At 50.9% G+C, this 228-nt stretch carries 1 rRNA gene; it reads right to left on the reverse strand.

Annotation, left to right across the window (positions count from 1 at the left end):
• A 23S ribosomal RNA gene (locus KJS63_RS26010) occupies window positions 1–228 on the reverse strand; the annotation flags it as partial.

A 228-nucleotide genomic window follows, 5' to 3' on the forward strand; every position in this document is an offset into this window, starting at 1 on the left:
CTTTCGGCGGATCAGATTCTCACTGATCTTTTCGTTACTCATACCGGCATTCTCACTTGTATGCAGTCCAGCGCTCCTTCCGGTACACCTTCAACCCACATACAACGCTCCCCTACCCCTGATGCAAAGCATCAAGCCATAGCTTCGGTGGTGTGTTTAGCCCCGTTACATTTTCGGCGCAGAGTCACTCGACCAGTGAGCTATTACGCACTCTTTAAATGGTGGCTG

The sequence above is a fragment of the Paenibacillus sp. J22TS3 genome, from assembly GCF_018403205.1.
Classification (GTDB): Bacteria; Bacillota; Bacilli; order Paenibacillales; family Paenibacillaceae; genus Fontibacillus; species Fontibacillus tuaregi.